Raw genomic sequence first — 25,328 nt, 5'->3', positions numbered from 1 at the left:
TTCACCCGTTGCGGAGGTCGGGGACACCGGTCGGGTGTCCGGACGGACAGGGAGCGCCGCCGAGCAGGAACGTGCCGAACGACTTCATGCCGAACGCCGCGGCACCAGCCACCCCGAGCCCCGCGAGGACCAGCAGTGCGGGTACGCCGGGGAAGTCCAGCAACGAGCGCGGTTTCGCGCGGGCGGACGCCACGGGGGTCACCGTCTTGGGCGGCACCACCCCGGCGACCGGCGGCGTGCCGGGCGACGGAGCCGAGCCGCCGGCGTCAGGCGGCGGAGGGACGAGAGGGACCTGGGGCGCGGGCGCGTCCGGTGGGGTCAACGGCACGGAAGCGGAAGCGTTTGCGACCGCCTCGGTGTCGCCGACGATCACCACCATCTTGCGCAGCGGGTTCAGCAGCGGCACCAGTTCCTTGGGCAGCAGCGGTGCGACGACGCCGTCCAGGATTCCGCCGAGACCGAGCTTGTTCCGCAACGCCAGCACGTCCACCGTCAACGTCAGGCCCCGGCTGGAGGACGTGGCGCCAGTGCCTTCGACCTTCGTCGCGGATGTCGGCCACGCCAGCGTGATTCCCAGTGGTTCCAAGGCTTTCAGCAGACCGTCCGGCGGCGCGGCCGGTGACTTCACCGGGAACTTCTGGCCCAGCACGGTGAACTCGGCGACGGAGAACGTGCTCGTGCCGCTCCCCTTGCTGCCGTCGCTGACCGCGACGGACTCGAACTTCACCCCGGACATCACGACCAGCCCGGCGAGCAGGGAGATCGTCTGCGCGGACGTCACGGCGGAAGAACGCGCCTCGGAACCGGAAGCCGCGCTGACACTGGTGGACGACAGCCCGTCCGCGGTGAGCAGGAACGGCACCTCCTGCTTCGCGCCCGCGTACGACTCGGCTTTCGCGGCGCCGGCCGTGGCTCGCATGCCCGACTTCGACTCGTCCGCCGGGCCGCCGGGGTGCGCGGCGTTGGCCTGCACCGGATACGCGAACCCGAGCAGCTGCGGCAGACCGGTGCCCACGGCCGCGCCCGGCCACAGCGAGCTCGCCAGCGAGCGGCCGATCGGACCGGAACCCAGCTCGGTCTGCGTGTACGACAGGTGCACCTCGCCCTGCGGCTCCGCGGGCACCGGGAGCAGATCGGTGTGCAGCAGCACGGAAACCGGCGCGGCGCGGGAGGACAACGTGAAGCCACCGATGTCGGCAGCTCTGGCAGGCGCCGGGGACAGCAGAAGGAGCAGCAGGACGAGCGCGTACCTCATGACGTCCCTCCGAAGTAGACGGAAGCCAGATCGTTCTCGGCGGAGATCTCGCCGTGCGCCATCACGACGACCTGGTCGGCCACCGCCGACGCGGTCTCGGCGAACTGCTCGACGATCAGCATCGTGACGCCCTCCGCGGCCAGTTCCTTGACGACCTCGTACAGCTCGGCCACGATCACCGGCGCCAGGCCCATCGACAGCTCGTCGATCACGACCACGGCCGGGTCGGTGATCAACGCGCGGGAGAACGCGAGCATCTGCTGTTCGCCGCCGGACATCGAGCCCGCGAGCTGCTTGTGCCGCACGCGCAGCTTCGGGAACCGCTCGTAGACGACCGACGGGTCCCCGCGCATCAGTCGCAGGTTCTCGGCGACCGTGAGGTTCGGGAAGATCGCGCGGCCTTCCGGGATCGTGCACAGGCCGGCGCGCGCCAGCTCGTCGGGACCGGCGTCGTTCACGTGCACGCCGCCGAGGTGCACGTGACCGGACGAGGCACGCAACTGTCCACTGAGGACCTTCACCAGCGTCGACTTGCCCGCGCCGTTCGGGCCCAGCAGAGCGGTGACGGTGCCGCGCGGAACGTTCAACGAAACCCCGCGCAGCACCTCGATCCGGCCGTACCCGGCGTGGACGTCCGTCAGGTCGATCATCCGAGATACGCCTCCCGGACACCTGCGTGCTCGCGGATCTCGGCCGGTGTGCCCGAGGTCAGCAAACTGCCGAGGTTCAGCACGTGCACGCGGTCGCAGTAGTTCATCACGAGGTCCATGTCGTGCTCCACCAGAACGACAGCGCGCCCCTCCGCCACCAGTTCCTGCAGCAACGCGCCGAACGCGTCGGTCTCGGCGCGGTCGAGCCCCGACGACGGCTCGTCGAGCAGCAGCAGCGAAGGATCGGTGGCGAGCGCACGGGCCAGTTCCAGCAGCCGCGCGGCACCGGTCGGCACCGTGTCGGCCTGGTTGTCGGAGAACTCCGCGATCCCCACCCGTTCCAGCAACTCCGCGGCCAGCCGGGCGGACCGGCGCCGGCTCTCCAGCGCCACCACCACGTTCTCCCACACCGTCAGCGACCCGAACACCTCGAGCCGCTGGAACGTCCGCGCCACCCCGCGCCTGGATCGCTGGTGCGGTCCCCAGGACGTGATGTCCGCGTCGTCCAACAGCACCCGGCCGGCAGTGGGCTTGCGCAGCCCGCTGATCACGTCGAACAACGTCGTCTTGCCCGCACCGTTGGGCCCGATCAGCCCGGTGACGCCGACGTCCACCGACAACGTCACGTCGTCGACCGCCGTCACCTCGCCGAAGCGGACCGTCACGCCCTCCACTCGCAACGTGCTCATGCGCGCCGCCAGGACCAGGCCCGGAAGACCCAGCTCATCAGGCCGTTGGGATCACGCGCGAGCCCGGCCGCCGCGACGCCGAGCAGCACGACCGCCGCCCCCGCGAACGCCGGGAAACCGCTCTGCAGCACCGGAAGCAGCATCAGCAGCACGCCGCCGAGCAGGGCGCCCGACACCGACGTCACGCCCGCGATCACGGCGAACAGCAGCAACGGCAGGTTGTTGAACAGCTGGAAGTCGCTCGCCGCAACGGTTTCCCGCAGCTGCGCGAACAACCCGCCGGCCAGCCCCGCGATCGCCGCCGACAACGAGAACACCCAGACCCGGATCCACCGCACGTTCAGGCCGAGCGTCGCGCACGCCGCCGAGCTGTCCTTCACCGCGATCATCCGCCGCCCGAGCCGCCCGCGCCTGATGGCCAGCACAGCCGCTCCCACCAGTGCGAACACCACCGCCGCCAGAACCAGCTGAGCGGCGGCCGACTCGAACAGGCGCGGCACCTGCAGACTGCCCCGCACCCCGAACGCGATCGGCGACTGCAGCACGAGCTTGTCCATCAGCTGCGCGAACCCCAACGTTGCAAGTGCGAGGTACAGCCCGCTCACCCGCAAAGCAGTCAACGCGATCACCGCGCCGATCGCGGCGGACACCAACGCGCCCACCACCAACGTCCACGGCGAGCCGCCGAGCCGCGCCACCGTCACCGCACCCACGCCGACGAACGTGAACTGCCCGAGCGACACCACCCCGCCGTACCCGGTGAGCAGCACCATCGACAGCAGCACGATCCCGAACACGAGCCCCAGCGCGAGTTGCCCCGCCACCACGGAGTCCACCAGCAAGGCCAGCACGACGGCCACACCGAGGAACAGCGCCGCGCCCACCCCGGTCGTCAGCGCGTTCGGCACCGCCACCCCGCGCTGGCCGCGCACGCCACCGATCCGCAGTGGTGACTGCGGCATCGCGAGCAACACCACGAACAGCAACAACGCCGGAATCGCCGCCCGGAACGCGATCCAGAACGGCGACGACGGCAGGTAAGCCACCGCGTAGGACTGCACCAGACCGAGCCCCAGCGCACCCACGAACGTCCACGGCAGGCTCCGCAGCCGCCCGACCAGCGCCGCGGTGTAGGCCGTGATCACCAGCAGGGTCATCGTCACGTAGTCGAGCTGCACCACGGGCGTCAGCAGGATGCCGCCCAGCGCCGCCAACGCCGACCCGATCGCCCAGCTCAGCGCCGACAGCCGATGAGGCCGCGTGCCGTACAACGCGGCCAGCTCCGGTGCGTCCACACACGCCCGCATCGCCAGGCCGGTCCGCGTGCGGTTCAGCAACACGTACAGCCCGCCTGCGACCAGCACCGCGCACGCCAGCGTCACGAGGTCGTGGCCGCTGACGTACGACTGTCCGATGTGGACGCCGTACTGGTCGAGAAACGGCCGCACCGGCCGGGCCTGTGGCGGCCAGATCACCTGAGCCGCGCCGATCAGGCCGACCAGCACGCCGACCCCGGCCACGAGGGTGATGCCGACCGGGGCACCCGCCAGTCTGCGCATCACGAACCGCTCGATCACCAGCCCGAACAGCGGGGCGCACACCCCGACCACCAGGAGGAGCGCGAGCCACTGGGGCAGGCCGCGGTTCTCGGCCAGTTCCCAGTAGAGGAACGCCATCACCATGCCGATCGCGCCGTGGCCGACGTTGAACACCTTGGAGGTGCTGTAGGTCAGGACGAGACCACCGGCGACGACGGCATAAGCCCCGCCCGTTACCAGGCCGAACACGGTGTAGGCGAGGAGTGCGGTCATGCGCCCCTCCCGGTGGCCAGGCCGAAGATCGCGCAGGCGAGCAAGGCGGTAGCTGCGCCGCTGCCGGTTGCGCGGCCGGAAGCCGGGCGGGCGAGCGTCTCCGTCATCCACCCACCCCTGTGTCGATCAACGCCCCGCACGAGTACCCCGACGCGGGCGCCAACCGCGACCAAGTCCCACCCTTCAACCGCACCAACGACATGCACGCCGAAGTCCGCTTCCCCCCGACGTCCTGCGGCGCCACCATCCCCTCGGCGGTGAAGTCGTGCACCCCGCGGACCTGGTCCAACATCGCCTTGCGCGTCAGCTGCGGCCCGACCTTCGCCGCCATCTGCACGAACAACCGCGCGGCCGCCCACGCGAACATCCCGAAGTACGAGGGCGACGCACCCGGCGCCACCCGGCCCAGCCACTGCTTGTAGAGCACCACCTGCGGGTTGTTCTCCTCGAACAGCCCCCCGTTCGTGTAAACAACAGTGCCGTCGACCGCCGCCCCGCCCTGCCGCACGTACTGCGCGTCGTAGGCCGAGGGGTCCGTGATGAACGCTTCCGGCGTGTACCCCTGCTGCCGCATGGCCTGCTGCAACCGGACCGCGTACTGCGCCGACCCCATCCAGTAGACGATCTTCGCGCCCGTCTCCTTCAGCTTCGCCACGTACGGCGCGTAGTTGACGTCGGCGATGTCGATGGCCTGCGTGTAGACGAACTTCATCCCGCGCTGCTCGGCGGCTTTCTGCATGCTGCGGGCGTTCTGCGAGCTCGCGTCGACGTTCAAGTAGAGGAACGACGCGGCACTGGCGGCGTTCGGGAAGCTCGACTTGATCAGGTCCGGGTAGGCCGACGACACCAGGTTCACGACGTTCGACGCGACGCCGAAGCTCACCGGCGTGCGCTGCCGTTGCACGGTGACGGTGGAGGCGCGCAGGTCCGGGATGCCGCACGCCGCGGCGGCCGGGCCGCCGCCCTGGTCGAAGCCGGACATCGAGCCGACCATGGCGAAGGCCTGCTCGCACGCCTGTGAGGTGGCCTGCTGGTCACCGCCGCTGTCGGTGCGCGAGTCGAACGACACCAGCTTGAGCTTGCGGCCGCAGATCGCGCCCTGGGTGGCGTTGAAGTACTCGACGAACGCCTTGGTGCCCTGCTGCGCCGCCTGGAACAGGCCGGGCACCGGGCCGCTGATGTCCGAGATGTTCGCGATGGTGATCTCGCCCGCGGTGACGCCCTTGTCCGTGGCGCCACCGGTGCCCTGGCAGCCGCCCGCGATGCTGCCGGGCGGGTTCGCCTGTTTGTTCGGCTGCTGCGGGTTGTTCGCGCCCGGCTGGCCGGCGGTGCCGTCGGACCCGGCCACGGCGCCGTCCTCGGCCGGCGCCGTGCCCTGCTCGGTGCCCGTCCCGCCGCCCTGAGGCACGACAAGTGCGGCGCGTTGCTCGTCGGTGAGCCTGCTCCCGCAGCTCGCGAGCAACGCGCAGACCACAAACGCGATCAGCGCAGTCCTGCGATGCATGCGGACGAACGCTAGGCCACTGCATCAATCCAGTCCGGGCCCGCTACCTGCGATTTCACCCATGTGGCCGACAGGATTTCTAGAACGCGTTCTATCTGCAAACAAACCGCAGAAAAACCGTCACCAGACCGCACTTGCGTCGTTAGACCACCTCGGGCCAAAGAACACGTTCTAGTTACGAGGGCGGCAGCAGCTCCGGCCGGCGCGGCCGCACCACGTCCCCGGACGACTCGCCACGCAGCCGTCGCATCACCCACGGCACGACGTGCTCGCGGGCCCACTTCCAGTCCTCCGCGCGCCGGATCTTCCGGTCGACCAGCGGAGCCACGCCGAGCACCGTTCGTTCCAAAGAGTGCGAGACACCCAGACCGTCGAGAACAGAGATGGCGACCTCGGCGTGCCCCAGAGAGTTCAGGTGCAGCCGGTCCGGCGACCACATGCGGCGGTCACGCAACTGCCGCATCCCCCACATGTCGACGAGCACGCACGAGTACTCAGCGGCGATCGCGCGCACGTGCTCGTTGTAGATGGCCACGCGACCACGCATCTTGCGGAACACGGGGTCGTCCGCGCCGTCGACGCCCGTGAAGAGGATGCCCCGTGCGCCGGAGTTCACCACGCGTGCCACCGCTTGCCGGTAGCGGCGCATCAACGCGTCGATGTCCACCTTCGGGCGCATGAGATCGTTCCCACCCGCGTAGAGCGAGACGAGGTCCGGCTTCATCGCGAGAGCGCGCTCAAGCTGCTCGTCGAGGACCTGCGGCAGCAACCGGCCGCGCACGGCGAGGTTGGCGTAGGTGAACTCCGGATCAAGGGTCCCCAGCACGTCGGCCACCCGATCGGCCCAGCCACGCACACCATTGGGACGACCTGCGTCTTCGTCACCCACGCCCTCGGTGAACGAATCCCCCAACGCCACAAAACGCTTGCTCATGCTCAGGACTTTAGGTCGCGGGTTCGGCCCGAGGTTGCGCGGGGTTGGATAACGTTTCGATAACGCCAGGGTCTCGAACTGAGGCGGGTTCCCATTCCTGGCCGTAGTCCCGATCGTGCGACTCCCCATGACCTTGGCAACGCCGATGCGACTCGTCGTCGCGCTGGCGGGCTGTGTGCTGGCCGTGCTGCTCAACACCGGGAGCGCGATCGGCCAGCCAGCAAACCCGTCGACCCCCATCTCGACCCCGCCGCCCGGTAGCGGCGGGACGGGCGACGAGGTCGTGCAGACCCAGTGGGGTCCGCTCGGACCTGCCGACCGCGATTTCATGAACCGGGTCAAGCAGGCCGGGTTGTGGGAGAAGCCCGCCGGTGACAAGGCCAAGGCCAAACGGCCCGACCAGCCCAAGATGCAGGAGGCGGCCAAGCACCTCATCGAGGGCCACACGCTGCTGGACAACGTGGTGAACCGGGCGGGCTTGCTGCTCGGCCACACGTTGCCCACGGAGGCCTCCGACGAGCAGAAGGGCTTCCTCGCCGAGATGGACGCGGCGACCGGCGACGAGTTCGACGCCGTCTTCGCCAACCGGCTCCGCGCGGCGCACGGCAAGGTCTACGCCTACTCCGCGCAGATCCGGGCGGGCACCAAGAACGAGCTCATCCGCATTCTCTCCACCCAGGCGATGATCACCGTCTTCGACCACATGAAGGTGCTCGAGGAAACCGGTCGCGTCGACTTCGGCAGCCTGGAGTCCCCGCAGCCGCTCGCACCTCCGCCACCGGCCTCCGGGGCTCCGGAGCCGACCGGGGACAACGCCGACGACAACGCGGAGGCTTCCGCGAACCCGACCGACGGCGTGATCCCGACCGTGCCGGAGGGCACCAAGTTCACCCGCACCGCCGAGCAAGGCGTGTTCGGCAACAACAACGGCGTCTTCTTCGCCGCAATTGCGGTGCTCGCGCTCGCGCTGGTGGGAATGCGCATGATTTCTCGATCCAAGAAGCAATCTCGACGCAGCAGCAGATCGCGTTCTTTCTAACCACACACCGAAGTTCAACCCGAACGACACGGCTAACCGCCGTCAGCTTCACCATGCCGTTTTATCGGACTACACGAGGTGGCAAATGGCTTTTCACCGTAGGAAATCCACGATCTGGCTGACCGCCGCAGCAGCGGCGATGGCCCTGGTCGCTGGTGGTGCCACGGTGGTGGCCATCAGTTCTTCTGATGGCGCCGCGCTCGCCGACGGGCCTGACAAGAGCTTGTTCGTCGACATCACCAAGGTGAAAGCGAACGTCAAGAAACCAAAACCCGAGAACGACGCCACCACAGGTACGTTCACGGTGGACTGCGGCCGCAACGAGAACGGCCACTTCAACCCGGACAACTTCATCGCGCAGCCCGGTGTCCGCAACGGTGCCGAGCACCTGCACGACTACGTCGGCAACCTGTCCACGAACGCGGACTCCAACAACAAGTCGCTCCAGGCCGCCGGCACCACGTGCAAGAACGGTGACAAGTCCGCCTACTTCTGGCCCGTTGTGCGCATCACCGACGAGGCAGCGGAAGAGGCGGGAGGAGCCGGGGAGCAGGCGCCGCCGAAGAAGGACGACAAGGCCCAGCAGGACAAGGACAAGGCCGACAAGGCCGAGGCCCGTCTCGAGTGCCCCGACGTCGCGTCGCGACTCCCCGAGGACGTGCCGGACGCCGCCCAGGCGGAGATCGACCGGGAGCTCGCCAACATCGAGAAGGTCACCGACGAGGCCGAGAAGAAGCTCGAGCAGACCAAGGCCCAGGACGTCAACAACGTCATCGTCGGCCCGACCCGCGAGAAGCGCGCGGCGATCCTGAACCGGATGATGCTGGCGTTCAGCCGCCAGGGCAAGCAGGCTCCGGACCTCAACCCGGCCGCCGCCTGCACGGTCAAGGAAGCCGGCCAGGCCTCGAAGGCAGGCAACGGCGCCGAGAACAACGACGACGCGCAGGCCGAGGGCACCGAGAACAAGAAGAACCAGAACAACCCGGAAGAGAACGCGAACAACGAGCTCGAGGGCAACGAGGGCGAGATCCAGCGTCCCGCCGTCGTCGACCTGCAGTTCCGCGGCTCGCCCACCGGCAAGGTCGTCGCGATGCCGAAGTTCCTCCGCGTTCTCTACGGTGACGCCAAGGCCGGCCAGAACGGCCCGAAGAACGCCAAGGCCTCGTGGACCTGCACCGGGTTCGAGGAGAAGGTGCTGATGGACAAGTACCCGATCTGCCCGCAGAACTCGAAGGTCAAGCGCGTCCACGACTTCCCGAGCTGCTGGGACGGCAAGAACATCGACTCGGCCAACCACCGGGACCACATCGTCTTCCCCGACCAGAACGGCAAGTGCAAGAACGGCTTCAAGGCCGTGCCGCAGCTGCGGATCTCGCTGACCTACAACATCCCGCTGAACGTCCAGAAGGAAGGCCGCTACCTGGTCGACTCCTTCCCGGAGGAGGAGCACAACCCGCTCACCGACCACGACGACTTCGCGAACGTGATGTCGCAGCAGATCATGAACCGCCTGGTCAACTGCGTGAACACCGGCAAGAAGTGCCGCGAGTGACGCTGTCTGACTGATCTGCCGAAATCCCCCGGTGCACCTCCCGCGCACCGGGGGATTTCGTTGTTCCGTTCATCAGCTTGAACCTTGTTCCGGAATGATTGACCGCAAAGGTATAGACCACTGACACTGGCGGCATGGTCACCCGTTCCTGCGCGGTGCTGATCGCACTGCTGGCAACGCTGCTGGTACCGGTCACCGGTGCGGCCTCCCAGGCCGCACCGGTGACGTTCGTCCACCCCGGAGTCGGGGTCTCCCGTCCACAGCTGGACTTCATCCGCACCAAGGTCCAAGCGGGCGCCCAGCCGTGGAAGCTCGCGTACGACCGCATGATGGCGAGCCCGTACGCCTCCCTGTCCCGCGTCCCGAAGCCGCGAGCGGTCGTGGAGTGCGGCCCTTACACCAATCCGAACTACGGCTGCACCGACGAGCGCCAGGACGCGCTCGCCGCGTACACGCTCTCGTTGATCTGGTACATCACCCGCGACAACCGGTACGCGGCCAAGGCCATCGAGATCATGGACGCCTGGTCGGCCACGATCCGCGACCACACCAACTCGAACGCGCCGCTGCAGACCGCGTGGTCCGCGAGCAGCTGGCCCAAGGCCGCCGAGATCATCAAGCACGTCCACGGGAACTGGCCGAACAGCGCGAGGTTCGGCACCATGCTGCGCGACGTCTACCTGCCGGAGATCGCGAACGGCCGCGCGAACACCAACGGCAACTGGGAACTCAGCATGATGGAGGCCTCGCTCGGCATCGCGGTCTTCCTGGAGGACCGGGCGGCCTACGACAAGGCGGTCGGCATCTTCCGCACCCGCATCCAGGCCTACATCTACCTGACGACGGACGGCGCGCTGCCGAAGACGCCGCCGGGCAGCGGGATCGACACCCGCGACGAGATCATCTCCTACTGGCACAACCAGTCCACGTTCGTCGACGGGCTCACCCAGGAGACCTGCCGGGACTTCGCGCACACCGGCTACGGGCTCGCCGCGGCCGCGCACTTCGCGGAGACCGCGCGGCACCAGGGCCAGGACATCTGGGGTGAGATCCGGGAGCGCATGCGGCACGCCTGGGGCCTGCACACCAAATACCAGAACGGCACGCCGGTGCCGTCGTGGCTGTGCGGCGGCTCGTACTCGCGTGAGCTCGGGCCGACGCCGGAGGTGAGCTTCAACGCGCTGCACACCCGGCTGGGCATCGCGATGGCGAACACCCAGCTCTACACCGAGTCGAATCGTCCACACGGGACCGACAACCTGTTCATCGCCTGGGAGACGCTGACTCACGCAGCGAACCCGGCCTGAAACGAGCTAGCGTGCCTCCATGACAGACGTGAAGCCACGCAGCCGGGACGTGACCGACGGCCTGGAGCGCACCGCCGCGCGCGGGATGCTCCGGGCCGTCGGCATGGGCGACGAGGACTGGGAGAAGCCGCAGATCGGTGTTGCCTCGTCGTGGAACGAGATCACGCCGTGCAACCTGTCGCTGGACCGCCTCGCGAAGGCGTCGAAGGACGGGGTGCACGCGGCCGGCGGGTACCCGCTCGAGTTCGGCACGATCTCGGTGTCGGACGGCATCTCGATGGGCCACGAGGGCATGCACTTCTCACTGGTCTCGCGCGAGGTGATCGCCGACAGCGTCGAGACGGTGATGCAGGCGGAGCGGCTCGACGGCTCGGTGCTGCTGGCCGGCTGCGACAAGTCGTTGCCCGGCATGCTGATGGCGGCCGCGCGGCTCGACCTGGCCAGCGTGTTCCTCTACGCGGGCTCGATCCTGCCCGGCCGGGTCACGCTGACCGACGGCACCGAACGCGAGGTCACGATCATCGACGCGTTCGAGGCCGTCGGAGCGTGTTCGCGCGGTTTGATGAGCCGCGAGGACGTCGACCTGATCGAACGCGCGATCTGCCCCGGCGAGGGCGCGTGCGGCGGCATGTACACGGCGAACACGATGGCCAGTGCGGCCGAGGCGCTGGGCATGTCGTTGCCCGGCAGTGCCGCTCCCCCGGCCACCGACCGGCGCCGGGACGGGTTCGCGCGGAAGTCCGGCCAGGCCGTGGTCGAGATGCTCCGCAAGGGCATCACCGCCCGGCAGATCATGACGCGCGAGGCGTTCGAGAACGCGATCGCCGTCGTCATGGCGTTCGGCGGCTCCACCAACGCGGTGCTGCACCTCCTCGCGATCGCGCACGAGGCCGGCGTCGAGCTCACGCTGGACGACTTCAGCCGCATCGGCGCGCGCGTGCCGCACCTGGCCGACGTGAAGCCGTTCGGGCGGCACGTGATGACCGACGTCGACCGCATCGGCGGCGTGCCCGTGGTGATGAAGGCGTTGCTGGACGCCGGTCTGCTGCACGGCGACTGCCTCACCGTCACCGGCCGCACGGTCGCCGAGAACCTCGCCGACATCGCGCCGCCCGACCCCGACGGCAACGTCCTGCGCGCGCTCGACAAGCCCATCCACCACACCGGCGGCATCACGATCCTCAAGGGCTCGCTCGCCCCGGAGGGCGCCGTGGTGAAGTCGGCCGGCTTCGACTCGGACGTCTTCACCGGTACCGCGCGCGTGTTCGACCGCGAGCGCGCCGCGATGGACGCGTTGGAAGACGGCACGATCACCGCGGGCGACGTCGTGGTGATCCGCTACGAGGGCCCCAAGGGCGGGCCGGGCATGCGCGAGATGCTCGCCATCACCGCGGCGATCAAGGGCGCGGGCCTCGGCAAGGACGTCCTGCTGCTCACCGACGGCCGGTTCTCCGGCGGCACCACGGGGTTGTGCGTCGGCCACGTGGCACCGGAGGCGGTCGACGGCGGCCCCATCGCGTTCGTCCGCGACGGCGACCGGATCACGCTGAACGTCGCCGAGGGCACGCTCGACGTCGACGCCGACCTGGACTCACGCCGTGAAGGCTGGGCACCGCTGCCCCCGCGCTACGAACGCGGCGTGCTCGCCAAGTACGCCAAGCTGGTCGGCTCGGCTTCACGCGGAGCCGTCTGCGACTGACGACGCCGAACGCACGAGTGCCGCGATCGCCTGGGAGTGACTGCTCCGCGGCCAAGCGATCACCGTCGTGACGTCAGGTGCGTCGACGACGGGCACCGCGACGTGTTCCGGCCACTGCCAGGCACGGCTCGAAGCGGGGATGACGAGCAGGCACTTGCCGAGTGCCACGAGCTGGGCGAGCTGCGACTGGGTGCGGACCTCCGGCCCCGGCCCGTCGGGATACGTCCCGTCGAGCCGGGGCCAGCGGGCGATCGGCAGGCCGGGCACGTCGCTCACGTCCGCCAGCGTGAGCTGCTCGCGTGCCGCCAGCGGATGTGCCGCCGGAAGGATCGCGACCTGGCCCTCGACGCAGAGGTCCGCGGTGTCGAACCCGGCGAGGTCGTCGTAGGGGCGATGCATGATCGCCACGTCGGCCTGCCCGTCGCGCAGCCGGTGCGCCTGCTCGCCGACCTCGCACAGCAGCACCTCCACCGGTGGTGCACCGGGTTCGCTCGCCAGCGCGTCCAGGAGTCGTCGCAGCAGCTCGTGGGACGCCCCGGCCTTCGTGACGAGCACCAGCGAGCGCTCCCCGGCACGGCGCGTCCGGCGCTCGGCGGCCGCGACGGCGTCCAGTGCGACTCTCGCCTCGCCGAGCAGTACCCGGCCTGCCTCGGTGAGCGCCGCTCCTCGGCGGTCCCGGTCCAGCAGCTGGACACCTAGCCGGCGTTCGAGCTGGCGGATCGCGCGGGAGAGCGGTGGCTGAGCGATCCCGAGCCGGGCGGCCGCGCGGCCGAAGTGCAGTTCCTCGGCGACGGCGACGAAGTACCTGAGCTCGCGGGTCTCGAGATCGGCCACCTCGCCGAGCCTACTGATACCCGGCGAGTATCAGAGCGGACTGAATCGATCTTGGACAGCGCGGGTGCCGCGCGCCGAGCATGGACCAGGTGAAGGACACGAAGATCGCGCTGGTCACCGGCGCGAACAAGGGAATCGGTCACGCCATCGCGCAGGGCCTCGGAGCGCTCGGTTTCACGGTCGCCGTGGGCGCACGCGACGACGTCAGGTGCAAGGAAGCCGTCGAACGACTGCGCGCCACCGGCGTTGACGCCTTCGGAGTCGAACTCGACGTCACGTCCGACGACAGCGTCACCGCGGCCGCGGCAACGATCGAGCAGACGGCCGGCCGGCTCGACGTGCTCGTCAACAACGCGGGAATCGGAGGCAGGACCGACGGCGGCGCACAGGACCCGGCGACGCTCGACCTCGACGTCGTCCGCACGGTTCTCGACACCAACGTCCTCGGGGTCGTGCGGGTGACGAACGCACTGCTCCCGCTGCTGCGCCGCGCGGCATCGCCCCGCATCGTCAACGTGTCGAGCAACATGGGCTCGCTGACGCTGCGGACCGGTCCGATCATGGCCGCGTACGCACCGTCGAAGTCGATGCTCAACAGCCTCACCGTCCAGTACGCGCGCGGACTCGCGGACACCAACGTCATCGTGAACGCCTGCTGCCCCGGTTACGTCGCGACCGACTTCACCGGATTCGCCGGTCTCCGGACGCCGGAGCAGGGTGCCGCGATCGCAATCCGGCTCGCCACCCTCCCGGACGACGGTCCGCGCGGCGGCTTCTTCGACGACGAGGGCGTCGTGCCCTGGTGAGTCACTCACTCGACTGAATTGCCGGGCGGGCGCGGTCACCCGGTCAGTGGGTGGCCGGGACCGCGCCCGCACGGCGGGTACCTCGCGTGGGCAAACCGACAGCCAACGCAGAGGGAGAGCACCATGATCGATCAGACGCACGTTGAGGCTCTGTACGACTGCGACGTGATCGACAACAGGGGCGAGAAGATCGGTTCGGTCAAGCGGGTGTGGCTCGAGGACGGCACCGGCAGGCCGATGTGGGCCGAGGTCCACACCGGACTGTTCGGCATGAAGGAGAGCTTCGTGCCGATCCAGCAGGGACAGGTGGCGGCCGGCGCGATCACCGTCCCCGTCGCCAAGGAGCAGGTGAAGGACGCGCCGGCCGTGCACACCGCCGGCGACCACATGTCGGACGAGGAGCAGGACGCGCTCTACCGGCACTACGGGATCCAGATTCCGCAGGCCAAGACCGGTGACCACGACCGGCTGCGCTCCGGCCGCGGTGCCGAGGTCACGCTCTCCGAGGAGAAGCTCGACGTCGGCACCCGCAACATCGAGACGGGCCGGGTGCGGCTGGTCAAGCACACGGTCACCGAGCAGCGCAACGTCACCGTGCCGGTGACGCACGAGGAGGTCCGCGTGGTCCGCGAGCCCGCGCAGGGCACCGCGGGCAAGGCGTTCTCCGACGAACAGGCGGAGGTCACCCTGCACCGCGAGGAACCGATGGTGCAGAAGCGCACGGAGGCCGTGGAGCGGGTCCGGCTGGAGAAGGACGCCGTCACCGAACAGAAGAACGTCAAAGGCCAGGTGCGCAAGGAGCGCGTCGAGGTCGAACGCGACGACGAGCCCCGCGGCCGCCGCTGATCGCGCTACGCGACCAGCATCCTGACCGGCGAGATCTCCGGGACGAAGACGACGGCGTCGTAGGCACCGCGCAGCGAGCGCACCTCGTGGTAGTGCTCGCTGTCGCGGGCCGGGTCGTAGAGCCCGGAGATCAGCCGGGTCCGCCACGGCGCGTGCAGGGCGGCCGGGGCTCCGTCGCCCAGCGGCAGTGTCCGCGCGCCGCCCGCCGCGAGCAGGACGTCCTCGAGGGAGCCGGGCACCGGAGGCGGCACGTCGACGCCGTGGACCTGGCCGTGGCCGAACGTCACGTGCACCGCCGCGTACGCCTCCCCCAGCTCCGCACGCAAATGTCCGCCCATCATGGCGTCCGCGGCGACGTGTGCGCTGCCCTCCCACAGCACGACGCGTGCGGGTCGCAGCGCCAGCACCCGCTCGGCGGCCGCGCGTTCCTCGCGGGCGACGTCGTACCCCACGCCGATCGCGTTCGCGTGGTGCTCGACGATCGCGTCGAGGAGGCCGTCGGCCTCGGCACTTGCCCCGCCGGCGATCGCGCGTGCTTCGCGAGCCAGTTCCACGAACGGGATTCCGGGGTGAGTGCCCTGCGCCCGCTGCACGTGCTCACCGTTGTCGTGCGCGGTGCGGATGACCTCGAACAGCTCGCGGATCTTGGCCGCCTCCGGCGCGGCGACCAGGTCCAGCACGCGGTCGTAGTCGGCGGGGCGCACGGCCGATCCGCCCACGCCGACCACGCGCACGGGGTCGCCGGGGTGGTCGGCGTTGCGGCGTCGCAACGAGTCCAGCGCCTCCCGCATCTCCTCGGTGCGCCACGGCCCCCACGCCTGGTGCAGCGCGGCCTCGACGTCGACGTCCTCGCCGCGCACGTACCGGTCGTACAGCTCGACGACCCGCGGGTTGTCCAGGATCGCGATCACCCGGAAGCCGCGCGCGACGAGCTCCTGCGTCGCCCGCGTCACGACCGCGAAGGTCTCGCGCCCACCCCGAGTCCCGGTACCCAGCCCGACGACCGAGGCGTGCCCCACCAGATCGGTGAGCGCCTCCGCGTCCGTGTCCGCCCGCTGCGCGCCCAGCCAGTCGAGAAGCTCGTACGGGTGGTCGTGGCGCGCTCGGCGCAGGGCACGCGCCCACCACGTCAACTCGCGCAGGGCCTCGCCGAGCGCCACGTCCTCCCCGGAGGACGGCGTGTAGCGGCCTTCCGACAGGTGTGCCCAGGGCGCGTGGAGCGCGACCATGCGCCGGGTGGTGACCATCGACAGCTCGGCGAGCACGGGGCGCAGGTGCTCCCCCGCCAGCAGCCCGCCGCGCACGCCGTAGGGCACGACGGTCGCGGCCTTGAACATCCACTCGCCGTAGTGCCAGTCGAGCAGGCGCTTGAGGGTCGCCGGGTAGGCGTGGTTGTACTCGGGCGTCACGATGACGAAGCCGTCCGCGGCGGCGAGCACGTCCGACACCGGCGTCCGCACACCACCGCCGGGGCGCAGGTCCGCGTCCGGTGGCAGCTCGACCTCGGCGAGGTCCACCAGCCGGACGCGAACGCCGCCGGGCATCTGCGCGACGACCCAGTCCGCGATCGTCCGCCCGATCCGCGGCTCCCGCACACTCGCGACCACGACGACGAATTCCAGTTGTTGACTCATGTCGGCCAGGTTGCAAGTTCAACCTTTGTTGAAGTCAAGCCAGCTACGGTCGTGGCATGACGCAGGCCATCGCACTGACTGTCGGCGACGTGGCTCGTGCCGCGGGCGTCGCCCCCTCGGCTGTCCGGTTCTACGAGCAGCACGGGGTCATCACCGCCATCAGGGACAGCGGCGGCCGGCGGCTGTTCGACGACTCGGCCTCGTGCCGGATCAAGGTCGCGAAGCTGGCCCAGCGGGTGGGCCTGACCGTCCGGGAGATCGCGGAGCTGTTCGCCGACCTGCCACCGTCGGCGGGCACGGAGGAGTGGGGGCGCATGGCCGCCGCGTTGGTCGCCGAGTCCGAACGCCGGCTGGCCGAGCTCCGCACCTCGCTGGCGGAGATGCAGGCGGGCGGCCCGCTGTGCGGCGTCGTGGACCGACTGGATCAGTACAACGAGTCCAGGACGTCGGCGTAGCGCCTCTCGATCTCGCGACGGCGCGGCTTCAGCGACGCGGTCAGCAACCCGTCCTCGACGCTGAAGTCATGTTCCAGCACGGCGAACCGCTTGATCGTCTCGTGCCGCGCGAGCTGCGCGTTGACGGTCTTGATCGCGTGCTCGACCTCGGACTCCGCGTCGGTCAGGTTCGCCGCGGTGTCCGGGTCGAGCGTCACCAGCGCCACGCAGTACTTGCGGCGGTCGCCGTGCACGATCACGTTGCTGATGTACGGCGAGGCCGCGTTGATCATGCTCTCGATCCGGGTGGGCGCGACGTACTTGCCGCCGGAGGTCTTGATCAGCTCCTTCTTCCGGTCGGTGATCTTCAGCCGGCCCGCGTCGTCGAGCTCGCCGATGTCACCGGTGTGCAGCCAGCCGTCGACGATCGTCTCGGCGGTGGCGTCGGGGCGGTTGTGGTAGCCGCGCATGACGCCGGGGCCCTTCAGCAGCACCTCGCCGTCGGCCGCGATCTTCACCTCCATGCCGGGGATCGGCGGCCCGACCGTGCCGATCTGGATCATGCCCGGCCGGTTGAAGAACGTCGCCGCGGACGACTCGGTGAGCCCGTAGCCCTCCAGGATCGTGATGCCGGCGCGCTCGAAGAACTCCGCGATCTCGGCCGCGAGCGGCGCCGAACCCGACACGAAGTACCGGATGCGCCCGCCCACGCGATCGCGCAACTTGCGGTACACCAAGCGATCCGCGAGCCAGCGCGTCGCGGGCCCGTGCTCGCGGTCGGCCCACTGGAAGATCTTGAACGTGAGCCCGCCCTTCTCCCGCGCGCCCGCGACGATCCGGCCGTGGATCTTCTCGAAGATGCGCGGCGCGGCCGCCACGATCGTCGGCCGCAGCTCGCCGAGGTTGTCCACGATCCGCTCGACGCTGCCGTCGACGGCAGTCGGCACACCCGCGGCGATCATCGCCATTGTCAGCACCTTGCCGAACGCGTGAGACAGCGGCAGCCACAGGAAGTGCAGGTCGGTGGGTTGCAGAATGCCCAGCGACGCAATGGCTTCCGACGTCGTCAGCCAGTTGTCGTGGGTGAGCTCGACGCCTTTGGGCGTGCCGGTCGTGCCGGAGGTGTAGATCAACGTCGCCAGGTCGTCCTGCCCGATCCCGTCGATCAACGCGTCGTAGTCGCCACCGGCCTGCGGAACCGCGCCGAACCGCAGCACGTCGACGTCGTCCGGCATGAGGGCGGCGTGCTCGTCGGTCTCCACGACGACCATGCGGCTGCCGGAGTCGCTGACGATGTGCGCGACCTCTGCCTCGGTGCTGTTCGGGTAGATCGTCGTGGTGGCGCCGCCGGCCGCGAGCACGGCGAGGTCGGTGATGATCCAGTCGATGCTGGTGCCGCCCATGAGCGCGACCCGGTCACCCTTGCCGAGCCCGCGCGCACGCAGCCCGAACGCTTCCTCGGCGACACGTTCCTGCAGCTCGGCCCAGGTGAGCGTCGCCCAGCCACCGTTGTCGCGATACCGCATCGCCTCGGCGTCGGGCGTGCGGGCGACCCGTTCGCGCAGCAGGCCGGGAATCGACAGCGCCATTGCTCTCCCCTTCTCTGGAGCGTCGCTCCAGAGCGGTACTCTAACCCTCATGGCTGACCGAAGACAGTCCCTCCTCGACGCCGCATTGCAGCTCGTCGAAGAAGGCGGCCTCGACGCCGTGACGATCGCAGCACTGACCGAGCGATCCGGCATGTCGAACGGCAGCATCTACCACCACTTCGGCAGTCGCGCGGGCGTGTTCGCGCAGCTCTACGCCGACAGCTACGGCCGCTGCGTCGCCGCGATGCTGCCCGCACTGGACGATCGGGCGGCCTGCGACGTGGTCCCCGACCTCACGTTGCGCTACCTGGACTGGGTGGTGGCGAACCCCAGCCGCGCCCGCTTCCTGTACGCCGCGCCGGACCACGCCGACCCCTCGGTCAAGCAGGCGGAGTTCGCGCCGGTGCTGGCGTGGTTCCTGGCGCGCATGGACTCGGGCGAACTGCGCCCGGTGCCTCCGTGGGCCCTGGAGCCCGTGGCGATGGGACCGGCGCACGAGTCGGTGCGCCGATTCCTGCTCGGGGTGTTCGACCTGCCGGCGGCCCGCGAGCTCATCGCGGACGCCGTGTGGGCCGTGCTGAAGCCTTAGTCCTCGTCCACACCGGCATTATCCGCACTGTTGGCCATAGAACACGTGTTCGATTAGGCTGCGGACCATGCGCCAGGGATCACTGTTCGACCTGGAGGCGGAGCCGGCACTGGCCCCGCTTGCCCCGCGCCGCACCGAACTCGGCCACGGCGCGTGGATCGACGTGCAGCCGGGCTGGCTCGCCGGCGCCGACGCCCTCTTCGACCAGCTCGTCGCCGAGGTGCCGTGGCGCGCCGAACGCCGCCAGATGTACGACAACGTGGTCGACGTGCCGCGCCTGCTCTGCTTCTACAGCGGCGCGCTGCCGTTCGACGTGCTCACGACCGCCCGCGACACGTTGAGCCGCCACTACCTGCCGGAACTCAACGAACCGTTCACCACCGCGGGCCTCTGCTACTACCGCGACGGCCGCGACAGCGTGGCCTGGCACGGCGACACGATCGGCCGCGGCCAGACCGAGGACACGATGGTCGCGATCCTGTCGGTCGGCACGCCGCGTGCGCTCCTGCTGCGTCCGCGTGGCGGCGGCGAGACGCACAAGTACGCGTTGGGGCACGGCGATCTGCTCGTGATGGGCGGGTCGTGCCAGCGGACGTGGGAGCACGCCGTCCCCAAGACCACGAAGGCCGTGGGCCCGAGGATCAGCGTGCAGTTCCGCCCGCACGGCGTCAGATGACGTCCACGAACACCGGGTTGGCGTAGAACCAGAGATCCGCCCACGGGTCCGAGTTCGCGATCTCGTCGATCATCGGGTCACCGGTGGACGTCAGCCGCTTGCCGTCGCTCCCCCGCAACCGCAGGTAGAACGAACGCTCGACGCCGACGAACTTGTGCGTGAACCGGATCCTGCCCCGGCGCGGCACCTCGAACGTCTTCGTCATCACCGTTTCCGGCGCCACGAAGCGATCCCGGTCGGCCGAAGGACCGGTCACCGGACCCGAGATCAGGTCGACCTTCGCCAACGCAGGAACCGCACCCGACCAGTTCGGGCCGGACGCGCGGTCGATCTCGATGGTGACCTCGACGTCGCCGCCGCGGCGCACGAACGTCCGCCCGCCCAGCGTCACGCCGCGCAGGTCGTCCCGCGACTGCACGCGCACCGAAAGGCCGTCGATCAGGCGGCCGTGCACCGTGATCACCTTGCCGGACTGCAGACCGCGCATGACGTCCACATAGGACCGGGAACGGGCGCCCACGACGTTCGCGCCGTACTGGCCGGGAAAGAAGTCGCCGTAACCGGTCTGTTTGACGCCCGAGTCGATCGGCGCGCCCTTCGAGCCGGTGGTGGCGTAGTCCTGCTTGCCGGGCGTCAGCGTGTCACCGAAGACCTGGTGCACGTCCGAGTTGGCGGTGATCCACCACGGCCGGCCCTCGGCCAGCAGTGCATCCCACAAGCCTCCTACGCGTGCGGTCATCCAGTCGAAGCCGCCGTGCGTGCGGTAGGCCTCCATCGGGTAGCCGGGGAACGAGTCCGCCAGCGGGGCCGCGAGGTCGTAGTAGCCGCGGGCCCGGCCGGGGCCGCCGAGCGACTTCGGGATGCCCGCCGCCTGGTGGCCTGGCGCGCCCTCCATGCCGACCGCGACGCCGGGTGCCGCGTCCCGCCAGCCGCGCAGCTCGTGCGGGCTGTCCAGGCCGCGGCGGGCCGGGTGGTTCGCGAACATCAGCGCGATCTCGGTCCGTCCAGAAAGGACCTGCGCCTCCAGGTACCGCAACGCCGCCAGTGCGAGCGGCTCGGTGTTGCCGGCGATGCGGCCGTCGTAGGACAGCTCGAACGCCTTGAGGATGTCGACGGTGTGCTTGCCGGGCGGCAGGAAGACGGTCGCGTGCTCGGCGCCCGGGATGTTCCACTCGAGGCCCTGGTAGACCAGCACGTCGCGCTGGGCACGACGCGCGCGTTCGATGTCCGGCGTGACCTGGTCGATCGAGAACTTCTGGTGCGCGGGACCACCGTGGTCGGTGATCACCACCCAGTCGAGGCCGAACTCGTGGGCTTTGCGCACCTGCTGCTCGATCGTGTGCTGGCCGTCGTCCGAGTACTGCGTGTGGATGTGGTGGTCGCCCGCGTACCAGCGCTCGCCGCCGCCCCACGGGTTGACCGGGACGCGGGCCGCCGCCGTGCCCGTACCGACGGCGACCGCACCGGCCGCGATGCCCAGGCCGGCGAGGAACTTGCGGCGTTCGACCGACGCCGGACGGTCGTCCTCGGGGTCGAGCCAGCTGCCTTCGACCGGCTCGACCCCGTGCGAGTGATCACCGTGCGAGTGATCGTGTGAGTGGGACATGCGCAAGATCTCAACCGGTCAAGCTGTCGTGGCAAACGAACAGACCATGAACGCTTGTGCCGGGAAATTCATTCACACGGCCTACTGCCACTTGATCGCAACGAAAGGCGAGCCGCTCCGGCCGACCACGACACCGTTGTTGTTGATCGCCCACGCCTCGCTGTCGGCACCGTTCAGCCTGGGCAGCAGGCTCGCCGTGCCATCGCTGCTCCAGCGCACCCCTCGGCTGCCGGCCACGTACGTGCTACCGACCACGTCACCGGCGTCGTTGATGCCGTGGGTGTAGGCGGAGGAGCCTCCGGAAGGCACACCGAGGTCGACGATCGTGCCGTCGGGGTTCCACTTCACCGCGTGGTCGCGCGCGTCCGCGGCACGGGACACTCCGACGACGACACCGTGCCGGTTCATCCCGAGCGCCCTGCTCTGGTAGCCGTCCGGCAGAAGTCCGAGATCGGTGATGGTCCCGTCGGGGTTCCACTTCGTCGCCCGCAGCCCCAGCCCGCCGCCCTGCGAGTTGCCGACGACGGTGCCGTCCGCACCGATGCCCTCGGCCATGCTGACGACGTAGCCGCCGGGCAACGGCGGCAGTTCGGTGACCGTGCCGTCCGCCTGCCACCGCAGTGCTCGGGTCGGGGACGCGCCCGCGCCGTATCCGGCCGCCTGTCCCGCGTCGTTGAGCGCGATCGGGTATGCGACCTCGTAGCCCGCCGGCGAGTCCATGCGGCTGATCACGCCGTCCGCGCTCCACCGCACGGGGGCCCTGAAGTCGTCACCCCAGGACTCACCCACCACGACACCGCCGGCGTTGATCGCCCGCGCGGAGCTGGACGCGCCTTCCTGGAGGCCGCCCAGATCGGTCGGGGTGCCGTCGGCGGACCACCGGACGGCGCGGCTCCAGTACGGCGAGCTGTCGGTGCCTGAGTAGCCGACCGCCACGCCCGCGTCGTTGATCCCGTACGCCTGGCTGACCGACGCACCGGGCAGGTGCGGGAGCTGGGTCGCCACCGGATCGGCGGCGGCGGGCACCCCGGCCGACAACGCGAGTGCCGTGATCCAGGCAGCATGAAGAAGCCGAGTTCTCATTGTCCCCCCACGAGATCGAAGTGCTGGGGAGCGTAGCCGTCAGACGGCCTGCACGGCCAGCAAAGCGAGGTCGTCGTGGTCGTCGCGGTCCAGCCACGTCAGCACGGCGTCCTCGCAGTGCCGCGCGATCTCCTCCGCCGACAGTCCCTTGCAGTCCTTCAGCACGGCCCGCAACCGCTGCTCGCCGAACAACTCGGTGCGGTCGTTGTGCGCACGAGCCTCGGTGAAGCCGTCGGAGTACAGCACCAGTGTGTCGCCGGGCGCCAACGTCACCTGCTCGCCGTGGAACCGGACATCGGTGAGGATGCCGACGATCGCGCCGGGCGCGCTCACCTCCTGCACGCTGCCGTCCGCACGCAGGATCAGCGGCGCCGGATGCCCGCCCGAGGCGAGCGACAACCGCGCTCCCCCGGCCGCCAGCGGCACCAGCTCGCCGACGACGATCGTGGTGAAGAGCTTGGAACCGGTGGCGCGCAACGAGGTGTTCAGCAGGTGCAGCAACCGCACCGGGTTCGTCTCCACGAGCGACAGCGCCTGCAACGACTGCCGGACGCGTCCACTGTGGACCGCCGCCTCCAGGCCGTGGCCGCAGACGTCGCCCAGCGCGAACGTCGCCGAACCGTCCGTGCGCGGGTGCACGTCGTAGAAGTCGCCGCCGACCAACGCGCGCTGGTGCGCCGGGATGAACACCGACGCCATCGACACGCCACGCACCTCGGGCAGCGGCAACGGCAACAACGCCGAGCGCAGCACGTCGATCGTCCGCTGCTGCTCGGTCAGCCGCGACGCCGACTCCAGCGCGACCGCCGCGTGCTTGCCGAACAACTTCACCCGTTCGACGTCGTTCGGCGCGAACTCGCCGCGCCGCAGCACGACGAGCGCGCCCCCGACGCCCAGCGGCACGGCCAGGGCACAGCCGAAGTCCTCCGGCACACCCCACGAACCTTCACCCAAAGAGGTGATCCTCGTCATCGTCGAAGTGCCCGTGAGCACCTCCGTCAGGACTGACGCGCGGCGCGGCGTGCGGGACACCGACGGTTCCCCGCCGTCACAGCGCCACCACTCCAGGCGATCCCTGGTCGCGGGCACGACGGCGACGCAGTGCTCCCCCAGCAGCTCGGCGGCGAGCTGCACGATGGTCTTCAACGTGGTCTGGCGCGAGGTGCCGCCGGCGAGCCGCAGATGGGCGTGGTCGAGCGCGGAGTCCGTGAAGTACCAGGCACTCCAGCCCTCGCCGAGGTCGTGCTGGCGCCCCGCGACGTGCACGTCGAAACGCTCGCCGAGGCACAGCCGGGGGAACCGGTCGGCGGCCGCGGCGTTGCGCACGCGCACCACCCCGGCCGGGTCCACGACGAGAACGGCTTCGCGCAGCCCGTCCACCAGGCGTTGCCAGCCGTCCAGGTCGATACCCACGGCGCTGCTCATCCGCCGGAGTCCTGTGGCCGAATCATCACGGCCTCCTGCGGGTAGTTGGCGTGCATCGCGGCATCAAGTTACCTCGCTCCCAACCTAACGTGGCAGGCTTGGCTGCGACCACCGAGGCACGGAGGCTTGGAGTGACCACGGCCAACGAAGAGACGGACGCGACCCTGGAAAGGGTTCTCTCGGCGATGAGAGACCTGCGTGACGGCAACTTCCGCCGCAGGTTGGTGGTGCCGGGGAACGGGCCCGTGTCGGCGCTCGCGGACGTGTTCAACGAGATCGCCGAGCGCAACCAGTGGCTCGCCGGTGAGCTGGGCCGGGTCCGGCAGGCCGTCGGCCAGGAGGGCAGGCTCACCGAACGGGTGGCGCCCGCGGGCACCGCCGGCGGCTGGTCGCTGATCGCGGACTCGGTGAACGGCCTGGTGGAAGACCTGATGAGGCCGACGAGCGAGCTGAGCCGCGTGCTCGCCGCCGTCGCCGAGGGTGACCTGACCAAGCGCATGTCGGACCAGACGCTGCGTGGTGAGTTCGCCACGCTCGGTTCGACGGTGAACGGCCTGGTGGACCAGCTGTCGTCGTTCGCGGACGAGGTCACCCGCGTCGCCCGCGAGGTCGGTACGGACGGCCGTCTGGGCGGTCAGGCGAAGGTCCCCGGCGTCGCCGGCACCTGGCGCGACCTGACGGACAACGTCAACTCGATGGCGAACAACCTGACCAACCAGGTCCGCAACATCGCCCAGGTCGCGACCGCGGTGGCGAACGGCGACCTGACCCAGAAGATCACGGTCGACGTCTCCGGCGAGATGCTGGAGCTGAAGAACACGCTGAACACGATGGTCGACCAGCTGTCGTCCTTTGCGGACGAAGTGACCCGTGTCGCGCGTGAGGTCGGCACGGACGGCAAGCTCGGCGGCCAGGCGAAGGTGCCGGGCGTCGCGGGCACGTGGCGCGACCTCACCGACAACGTGAACTACATGGCGGAGAACCTGACCACGCAGGTCCGCAACATCGCCCAGGTCACGACGGCGGTGGCCCTCGGCGACCTGACCCAGAAGGTCACCGTCGACGCTCGCGGCGAGATCCTCGAGCTCAAGTCGACGATCAACACGATGGTCGACCAGCTCTCCTCGTTCGCCGACGAGGTCACCCGCGTCGCCCGCGAGGTCGGCTCGGACGGCCGCCTCGGCGGTCAGGCCCAGGTGCCGGGCGTCGCCGGCACGTGGCGCGACCTGACCGAGTCGGTGAACGTCATGGCGAACAGCCTGACCACCCAGGTCCGCAACATCGCCCAGGTCACCACCGCCATCGCACGTGGCGACCTGACCCAGAAGATCGGCATCGACGCCCGCGGCGAGATCCTCGAACTGAA

At 69.7% G+C, this 25,328-nt stretch carries 22 protein-coding genes; 10 read left to right on the top strand and 12 right to left on the bottom strand.

The genetic code is table 11. From position 1 onward, the window contains the following. Window position 1: 1 nt before the first annotated feature. The 6 genes from DI276_RS30905 to DI276_RS30880 all read right to left on the bottom strand — a co-directional run bounded on the left by DI276_RS30905 (window position 2) and on the right by DI276_RS30880 (window position 6,843). The gene (locus DI276_RS30905; RefSeq protein ID WP_112269775.1) at window positions 2–1,255 is read right to left on the bottom strand and encodes a choice-of-anchor P family protein; all 1,254 of its coding nucleotides are present in this window, start codon (window positions 1,253–1,255) and stop codon (window positions 2–4) included. Then, complete coding sequence (locus DI276_RS30900; protein ID WP_112269773.1) at window positions 1,252–1,905, bottom strand: ABC transporter ATP-binding protein; 654 nt, start codon at window positions 1,903–1,905, stop codon at window positions 1,252–1,254. Before DI276_RS30900 ends, DI276_RS30905 begins: the two co-directional genes overlap by 4 nt. Further along, window positions 1,902–2,594, bottom strand: a complete 693-nt coding sequence (locus DI276_RS30895) for an ABC transporter ATP-binding protein (protein ID WP_112269771.1) — start codon at window positions 2,592–2,594, stop codon at window positions 1,902–1,904. The genes DI276_RS30900 and DI276_RS30895 overlap by 4 nt, the downstream gene beginning before the upstream one ends. Next, window positions 2,591–4,405 carry an ABC transporter permease gene (locus DI276_RS30890; RefSeq protein WP_112269769.1) on the bottom strand — a complete coding sequence of 605 codons (1,815 nt, stop codon included), beginning with the start codon at window positions 4,403–4,405 and terminating at the stop codon, window positions 2,591–2,593. Before DI276_RS30890 ends, DI276_RS30895 begins: the two co-directional genes overlap by 4 nt. Before the next feature lie 103 nt (window positions 4,406–4,508). Beyond that, window positions 4,509–5,909, bottom strand: coding sequence for an ABC transporter substrate-binding protein (locus DI276_RS30885; protein ID WP_112269767.1), 1,401 nt, complete (start codon window positions 5,907–5,909; stop codon window positions 4,509–4,511). Between the two features lie 175 nt (window positions 5,910–6,084). Beyond that, window positions 6,085–6,843 (bottom strand): SGNH/GDSL hydrolase family protein, encoded by a 759-nt coding sequence (locus DI276_RS30880; RefSeq protein ID WP_112269765.1) that lies wholly within the window; start codon window positions 6,841–6,843, stop codon window positions 6,085–6,087. Between the two features lie 127 nt (window positions 6,844–6,970). On the opposite strand from DI276_RS30880, the gene DI276_RS30875 reads away from it, so the two are divergent. The 4 genes from DI276_RS30875 to ilvD all read left to right on the top strand — a co-directional run bounded on the left by DI276_RS30875 (window position 6,971) and on the right by ilvD (window position 12,440). Beyond that, entirely contained in the window at window positions 6,971–7,882 is a 912-nt protein-coding gene (locus DI276_RS30875; RefSeq protein ID WP_112269763.1) for a DUF4142 domain-containing protein, read from the top strand. Window positions 7,883–7,967: 85 nt separating this feature from the next. Beyond that, a complete protein-coding gene (locus DI276_RS30870) occupies window positions 7,968–9,434 on the top strand; it encodes a DUF1996 domain-containing protein (RefSeq protein WP_112269761.1) in 1,467 nt (488 codons plus the stop codon). A gap of 134 nt (window positions 9,435–9,568) precedes the next feature. Beyond that, the gene (locus DI276_RS30865; RefSeq protein ID WP_112269759.1) at window positions 9,569–10,741 is read left to right on the top strand and encodes an alginate lyase family protein; all 1,173 of its coding nucleotides are present in this window, start codon (window positions 9,569–9,571) and stop codon (window positions 10,739–10,741) included. 19 nt (window positions 10,742–10,760) lie between these two features. Then, window positions 10,761–12,440, top strand: coding sequence for a dihydroxy-acid dehydratase (gene ilvD / locus DI276_RS30860; protein ID WP_112269757.1), 1,680 nt, complete (start codon window positions 10,761–10,763; stop codon window positions 12,438–12,440). Here ilvD and DI276_RS30855 read toward each other — a convergent pair. Further along, a complete protein-coding gene (locus DI276_RS30855; protein WP_112269755.1) occupies window positions 12,417–13,274 on the bottom strand; it encodes a LysR family transcriptional regulator in 858 nt (285 codons plus the stop codon). The genes ilvD and DI276_RS30855 overlap by 24 nt on opposite strands. Window positions 13,275–13,354: 80 nt before the next feature. Between DI276_RS30855 and DI276_RS30850 the strand changes: the two genes are divergently transcribed. Both DI276_RS30850 and DI276_RS30845 read left to right on the top strand, forming a co-directional pair. Continuing rightward, complete coding sequence (locus DI276_RS30850; protein ID WP_198681004.1) at window positions 13,355–14,080, top strand: SDR family oxidoreductase; 726 nt, start codon at window positions 13,355–13,357, stop codon at window positions 14,078–14,080. Window positions 14,081–14,203: 123 nt separating this feature from the next. Further along, on the top strand, window positions 14,204–14,926 hold the full coding sequence (locus DI276_RS30845) for a DUF2382 domain-containing protein (RefSeq protein WP_112269753.1): 723 nt from the start codon (window positions 14,204–14,206) through the stop codon (window positions 14,924–14,926). A gap of 5 nt (window positions 14,927–14,931) precedes the next feature. Here the strand turns inward: DI276_RS30845 and DI276_RS50305 are convergent, their stop codons facing one another. Then, entirely contained in the window at window positions 14,932–16,560 is a 1,629-nt protein-coding gene (locus DI276_RS50305) for an NAD(P)H-dependent oxidoreductase (protein WP_157985048.1), read from the bottom strand. Window positions 16,561–16,616: 56 nt separating this feature from the next. Between DI276_RS50305 and DI276_RS30835 the strand changes: the two genes are divergently transcribed. Beyond that, window positions 16,617–17,015, top strand: a complete 399-nt coding sequence (locus tag DI276_RS30835) for a MerR family transcriptional regulator (RefSeq protein WP_112269751.1) — start codon at window positions 16,617–16,619, stop codon at window positions 17,013–17,015. Here the strand turns inward: DI276_RS30835 and DI276_RS30830 are convergent. Further along, a complete protein-coding gene (locus DI276_RS30830) occupies window positions 16,985–18,583 on the bottom strand; it encodes an AMP-dependent synthetase/ligase (RefSeq protein ID WP_112269749.1) in 1,599 nt (532 codons plus the stop codon). The two genes, DI276_RS30835 and DI276_RS30830, sit on opposite strands and share 31 nt — an antisense overlap. Window positions 18,584–18,632: 49 nt before the next feature. On the opposite strand from DI276_RS30830, the gene DI276_RS30825 reads away from it, so the two are divergent. Together DI276_RS30825 and DI276_RS30820 are read left to right on the top strand one after the other, a co-directional pair. After that, window positions 18,633–19,172, top strand: a complete 540-nt coding sequence (locus tag DI276_RS30825) for a TetR/AcrR family transcriptional regulator (RefSeq protein WP_112269747.1) — start codon at window positions 18,633–18,635, stop codon at window positions 19,170–19,172. 67 nt (window positions 19,173–19,239) lie between these two features. Beyond that, complete coding sequence (locus DI276_RS30820) at window positions 19,240–19,848, top strand: alpha-ketoglutarate-dependent dioxygenase AlkB (protein ID WP_112269745.1); 609 nt, start codon at window positions 19,240–19,242, stop codon at window positions 19,846–19,848. Here DI276_RS30820 and DI276_RS53100 read toward each other — a convergent pair. The 3 genes from DI276_RS53100 to DI276_RS30805 all read right to left on the bottom strand — a co-directional run bounded on the left by DI276_RS53100 (window position 19,841) and on the right by DI276_RS30805 (window position 23,962). Further along, on the bottom strand, window positions 19,841–21,454 hold the full coding sequence (locus DI276_RS53100; protein WP_112269743.1) for a PHP domain-containing protein: 1,614 nt from the start codon (window positions 21,452–21,454) through the stop codon (window positions 19,841–19,843). The genes DI276_RS30820 and DI276_RS53100 overlap by 8 nt on opposite strands. Window positions 21,455–21,535: 81 nt before the next feature. After that, window positions 21,536–22,537: a hypothetical protein gene (locus DI276_RS30810; RefSeq protein WP_112269741.1), complete on the bottom strand. Its 1,002-nt coding sequence runs from the start codon at window positions 22,535–22,537 to the stop codon at window positions 21,536–21,538. 39 nt (window positions 22,538–22,576) lie between these two features. After that, window positions 22,577–23,962, bottom strand: a complete 1,386-nt coding sequence (locus DI276_RS30805) for a PP2C family protein-serine/threonine phosphatase (protein ID WP_112269739.1) — start codon at window positions 23,960–23,962, stop codon at window positions 22,577–22,579. Window positions 23,963–24,147: 185 nt separating this feature from the next. On the opposite strand from DI276_RS30805, the gene DI276_RS52500 reads away from it, so the two are divergent. Beyond that, a partial coding sequence (locus tag DI276_RS52500; protein WP_232837036.1) for a HAMP domain-containing protein occupies window positions 24,148–25,328 on the top strand: 1,181 nt, incomplete at its 3' end.

The sequence above is a fragment of the Lentzea terrae genome (assembly GCF_003265345.1).
GTDB classification, from domain to species: Bacteria; Actinomycetota; Actinomycetes; order Mycobacteriales; family Pseudonocardiaceae; genus Lentzea; species Lentzea terrae.
Note: the sequence above shows the minus strand (reverse complement) of the source record. Positions and strands in the feature narration are given on the sequence as shown.